3 protein-coding genes and 1 pseudogene are annotated in these 5,369 nt (G+C 52.9%); all 4 read left to right on the top strand.

The window, feature by feature from the left end:
• Positions 1–195: pseudogene (locus tag ICT70_RS14595) on the top strand (IS4 family transposase); the annotation flags it as partial.
• Positions 196–776: 581 nt separating this feature from the next.
• On the top strand, positions 777–1,175 hold the full coding sequence (locus ICT70_RS14590) for a (deoxy)nucleoside triphosphate pyrophosphohydrolase (protein ID WP_191157931.1): 399 nt from the start codon (positions 777–779) through the stop codon (positions 1,173–1,175).
• On the top strand, positions 1,172–4,300 hold the full coding sequence (locus tag ICT70_RS14585; RefSeq protein WP_191157929.1) for a DEAD/DEAH box helicase: 3,129 nt from the start codon (positions 1,172–1,174) through the stop codon (positions 4,298–4,300). The genes ICT70_RS14590 and ICT70_RS14585 overlap by 4 nt, the downstream gene beginning before the upstream one ends.
• Positions 4,301–4,384: 84 nt before the next feature.
• Positions 4,385–5,122, top strand: a complete 738-nt coding sequence (locus ICT70_RS14580; protein ID WP_191157927.1) for a DUF4124 domain-containing protein — start codon at positions 4,385–4,387, stop codon at positions 5,120–5,122.
• Positions 5,123–5,369: the final 247 nt, after the last annotated feature.

Below are 5,369 nucleotides of genomic sequence, written 5' to 3'. Positions count from 1 at the left end.
CATGCCGGCTGTGATGAACTGCGCCAAGTCAGTTTTGTCGAAGCACTGCAACTGCTGATGAACCTATTGGAGCAGGTGATCAAAAGCTTTGCAGACAAAATGGTGGCACCGATCAAGGCCATGCTGGAAGCATTTATGGAAGAAATCCCCGGCCTTTTGCGGCGATCGTTGCTACTTCCGGCCTGTAAATTGTAAAAGAACGATGTAATTTTAATCTGTTAGCAGCACCTTGGGTGGTGCGAAAGTTGAGTTATCAGTTATCAGTTATCAGTTATCAGTTATCAGTTATCAGTTATCAGTGACGAGTGACGAGTGACGAGTGACGAGTGACAAGTGACAAGTGACAAGTGACAAGTGACAAGTGACAAGTGACAAGTGACCAAATCATTGACCTTCGCGCTCGATCAGTTTAGTCTAATGTAAATTAACGACTTTCGCGGGAGGGTGGGATGTTTGGATCGGGTGGATTTAGAGATAAGTGCCAATAAATCAACCGCTTGTGACTGTTTGGCTGCGGCGGTTTTTTTGTTGGTAGATCGTTAAGTAGGCAGCTTGCGGGAATTTTCGGAGGCTATATTGGTTGATAATTATTGCTCCTTCTGCAGAGAAGAGCTCAATAATGGTGATCCTGCTTATGGTTTGACTGGCGGAATAATCGACGCCGATTGTAATGGGTTTCGTATGGACTCCGACAGCGAATGGGATCTCTATTGCCGCGACTGTATGAACAAAATTGACAGGATTCTGGCAGAGATTAAGAGAGATGAAACTGGTCTATGATTGAAGTTGCCTGTGCAATAATCGAGAAGGATGGGCTTGTTTTGGCTGCTCAGCGCAGCGAAAGAATGAGCTTGCCGCTCAAGTGGGAATTTCCTGGCGGTAAAATCGAGCCGGGGGAAACTGCCGAGGAATGTCTCTGCCGAGAGTTGTTTGAAGAGATGGGAATTTCCGTGGCCGTGAAAAAATGTTTGCCAGCCAGCACGTACCACTACCCCAAAGCTTCAGTTACGCTTTATCCGTTTGTTTGCTCCATCGCGTCTGGTGAAATCGTTCTTGACGAACACGCGGCCATCAATTGGCTGCCGCCCGAGGAGCTTCAAAATCTGGACTGGGCTGAAGCTGATGTGGCGGTGATCGAGTCGTATCTTGCCACATGTGAGTCTTGCTCCCGATGAACCCTGTTGCCCCCGGCATATACGAAGCGCTCATTGATGAGTGTCTTCGCGATACGCTGGCCCGGCATCCTGAATTGAGAACTGTTTTCGGTAAAATTGATCCAGAAGAACAACCGGCCCGTTATGCGGGATTCGTGGCCAATGTACTCGAACAGGCTCTGCGCGAGGAATCAGACCCGGAAAAGAGATTGGCCCTCTGCAACCGGCTTCTTGGACATGTGGCTCAGGAGCCGGGCAGAAGCCACCTGGAAAAACACCGCCTCGTTTCGGAACAAAAACCCGTCCTTCTCGAAATTACCCCGCCTCATTACGGTAGATCAGGCATCCCCCGCCCCCACACTCCCCTCGCCGAAAGCTCTCTATTCACCGGTTCACCACAAGAACCGCAACTCGCTCACGAGTTGCTTGAAGAGATGCGCTCAGCCGATGGGGTTGACATCCTCGTTTCGTTTATCAAATGGTCCGGCCTGCGCCTGCTTCTGCCAGCCTTCGAGGATCTGCGCGATCGCCTGGTGCCAGTAAGACTCATTACAACGTCTTACATGGGGGCTTCGGACGCCCCGGCGGTAGAGTGGTTGGCGCAGCTGCCGAATATCGAGGTGCGGGTTTCTTACGATACTCAGCGCACACGACTTCATGCCAAGGCGTATCACTTCAAGCGCAATAGCGGCTTTTCAACCGCGTATATCGGTTCCGCCAATATGTCCCAGGCGGCCATGACCAGTGGTCTGGAATGGAATCTCAAGGTCACGGCGCAGGACATGGAGCATATCCTGGAGAAGTTTTCCGTCGAGTTCGAGACCTATTGGAACAGCCGCGAATTCGTCGCCTTCGACCCTGAGAAGCCGGAGTTGTTGCGTGCAGCGATAGAGCGAGCGCGCAACCCTCGACCAAACGGACCTATGGTTTTTTTCGACTTGTCACCCCATCCCTTTCAGGATCGCATTCTCGAAGCACTGGACCGGGAACGCCGCAGCCACGACCGCTGGCGCAATCTCGTCATTGCCGCCACCGGAACCGGCAAGACTGTGGTTGCTGCCTTCGACTTTAAGCGCTATTTTCTTCAGCGCCAGAAACAGGCGCGACTCCTGTTTATTGCCCACCGTCAGGAAATTCTCCAGCAGGCTCAAATCACCTTCCGCAATGTCCTGCGCGACCAGAATTTTGGCGAATTGCTCGTCGGTCCATTTCAGGCCAGTCGCTTAGAACACCTCTTTTGTTCAGTCGGGATGCTGGCCAGCCGTCGACTTTGGGAACAGGTCGGCAGCAATTTCTACGATTACATCATCGTCGATGAGGCGCATCACGGCACCGCTGCCAGCTACCGGCCAATATTCGAGCACTTCACCCCGCAGATTCTGCTTGGGCTGACCGCAACTCCGGAACGGATGGATGGTAACAATGTCGCCGCCGACTTCGGCAACCGCTTCGCTGCCGAAATTCGCCTGCCCGAAGCCTTGGCAGAAAAACTTCTCTGCCCCTTCCATTACTTCGGCGTGGCTGATCCGATCGCCCTCAATCAAGATCAATTCTGGCGCAATGGCAAGTATGACACGGCTGCCCTGGAGAACGTCTACGTGCTCGACTCTGCGCGTGCTAAGCAGCGCGTCGATGCAATCGTCGCTGCACTCCAGCGCTATGAACCGAAGCTGAGCGGTTTAAAGGGGCTCGGATTTTGTGTCGGGATTAAACATGCCATTTTCATGGCGGAACAGTTCACCCAGCGGGGCATCCCTTCAGCGGCCATTGTCTCCGGCGTTGAGAATGACACTTGTGGGCGTCTTCTTGATGATTTTAAAGCTGGACGCCTTACCTTCATTTTTACAGTCGATAAGTTGAGCGAAGGGGTTGACGTCCCCGAGGTCAACACTGTCCTGTTTTTGCGGCCCACCGAGAGCTTGACCGTCTTTCTCCAACAGCTTGGCCGGGGGTTGCGCCATGCACCCGAGAAGGATTGCTTGACCGTCCTCGATTTTGTTGGCCAGGCCCACCGCCGCTATCGGGTTGACACCAAGCTCAAAGCGCTCCTTCCTCGACATCGCTTCTCCATTGACAAGGAAGTGGAGCTCGACTTTCCTCATTTGCCGGCCGGCTGTTCAATTCAACTTGACCGGCTTTCGCGGCAATATGTGCTGGAAAACATCAAGGAGAACTTCGGCCGCCTTGCCGTGCAGGTCCCGGACCGATTGCAGACCTTCACCAGTGAGACCGGCCAGGAGCTGACCTTCGGCAACTTTATCCGCTACCACGATTACGAGCCGGAACGATTGCTGGTCGCCGAGTCGTGGTCGGGGTGGAAGGCCAAAGCGCAACTGGGTCCAATCCCTACTGACCCAGACCTTGCGTGGCTGAAGAAAACCCTGCTGCGCGTTGCCTTCATAAATGGTCCCAAGGAGCTGGCTCACTTAAGGCAAGTCGTTGCACAGTTAGCACAGGGGAATGCTAATGCAGCACTATCAGTTGCCGGTGATGCCGCTATGTCAGTTTACTACCGACTGTGGGGAGACAAGGGGAGCAAGTTTGGCATTAGCTCTCTGAACGATGCCTTCCACCGCCTGTCCCGTAATCCGTCGATCCTTGCCGATTTGGAAGAAATTCTGGCCTGGGCAGAAAACATTACTGAGGTTGGCGGGCAGATTACCGAACTTCCCTTTACTTGTCCGCTAGAACTGCATGCTGGTTATGGTGGCAGAGACATTCAGGCGGTCTTTGGTAAAGCCAACTTCGAAACTGCGGGGCAGACCGGTGTCGGTGTCTTTCACTTTGCGGAGTTCAAGACCTACGTACTGCTAGTCACCTTTCAGAAAACCGTGAAGGAATTTTCGCCGAGCACCATGTATGCCGATTACCCCATTAGCCGCGAACTTATGCACTGGGAATCCCAGGCAAATACTGCGCAACATCATGCTGACGGACAAAACCTGATTCACCATCAGGAGCGGGGTTACACAATTCTGGTTTTTGCCCGTGAAAAGAAAAAGCGCAACGGAGCAACCCTACCGTTTACTTATCTGGGGCCGGTGGATATGGTGAGTTACGAGAGAGAACGGCCGATCAAGATGGTCTGGCGGTTGCGGTATCCGATGCCGGTAGAGATGTTTGAGGATAATCGTCGAGGTGGGTGAGGCTGTAACTAAGAAGCAAGGTGAGTCCTTAATCTATCAAAAAAATAGCGCCAAATTAATTTCAGAAGAGGGGTAATTGCCACCATGCACCTTTTTATCCGTCTGATGTGCTTCAGTTTTCCTTTTGTTTTTGCCGGTGCCCTGTTCTGGCCAATGCTCGAACACCGTTTCTTCCCGCCAGAGCCCCCGGTTCAGCAGGTATTCCAGGTTCCGGTACTGCCGGTCAGCAAACCTGCGGTTCAGCGATCGTTGCCTCGACCGCAGGCGGAAACAGCTCAACCGCAACCTCGGCAATCTGTCTCAAGGCAACAATCACCACCATCTTCCGGCAGCCGCATTTACCGTTGGGTCGATGAACAGGGGAGAACGGTTTACTCCGACCAGCCTTCAGGTCGGGGAGCGGTTGTTCAACCCCTGCCGCAAATCGGCTCAGTTTCTGTATCTGCAGATATCCAGCGCCGGGTCGATCAACAACAGGTCCAGACCAGGCAGCAGGCACAACAGCTGATCAGTCAGTCGGCACAGACTGGCAGCACCAACGGTCCTCCCCAATACAATTTTTCGAACACCAGCGCCGGCCAGAAGCATGGTTACGTGGTTATTTCCGGGCGAGTTTCCGGCGGTCAGGTTTGCAATAATCTGCTTGTCAAAGCTTGGGCACACAGTGATCGTGGCAGGCACATTTCGGGGCGAACAGATAGCGTCAGTCTCGGTGATTTCGGTTCCAGGTTATTTGAAATCAAAGTCGATTCACGCTGGAATGGTACAGGTCGTCGCCCCGAATGGGATATCACCCGATTAGAGGCGTATTGTTCGCTGTAGAGGCGCCGCCCCTACGCCCTGATTCACCAGCTAAAAAATAGAAAAACCTCGTTGCCCCAGTAGAACTGGGGAGATAGAATGCTTGTGCGAGCAAGACAACTATCACCAACGAGGTGAAACAATTATGGCACAAGGCGTTCTTCCCTTCCAGTATAAAGAGCAAGTACAGACATCAGGACTCACGGCGTTAGCAGGCTTACCAGCCTATCTTGAGTTGGCGCATATTGCCGGGCTACGCGATGCCATC

The organism is Pelovirga terrestris (assembly GCF_014773365.1).
Classification (GTDB): domain Bacteria; phylum Desulfobacterota; class Desulfuromonadia; order Desulfuromonadales; family Geopsychrobacteraceae; genus Pelovirga; species Pelovirga terrestris.
Note: the sequence above shows the minus strand (reverse complement) of the source record. Positions and strands in the feature narration are given on the sequence as shown.

Bases quoted from the DNA above. Each gene is read 5' to 3' on its own strand.
- ICT70_RS14590 (WP_191157931.1), top strand. From the start codon at position 777: ATGATTGAAGTTGCCTGTGCAATAATCGAGAAGGATGGGCTTGTTTTG.
- ICT70_RS14585 (WP_191157929.1), top strand. From the start codon at position 1,172: ATGAACCCTGTTGCCCCCGGCATATACGAAGCGCTCATTGATGAGTGT.
- ICT70_RS14580 (WP_191157927.1), top strand. From the start codon at position 4,385: ATGCACCTTTTTATCCGTCTGATGTGCTTCAGTTTTCCTTTTGTTTTT.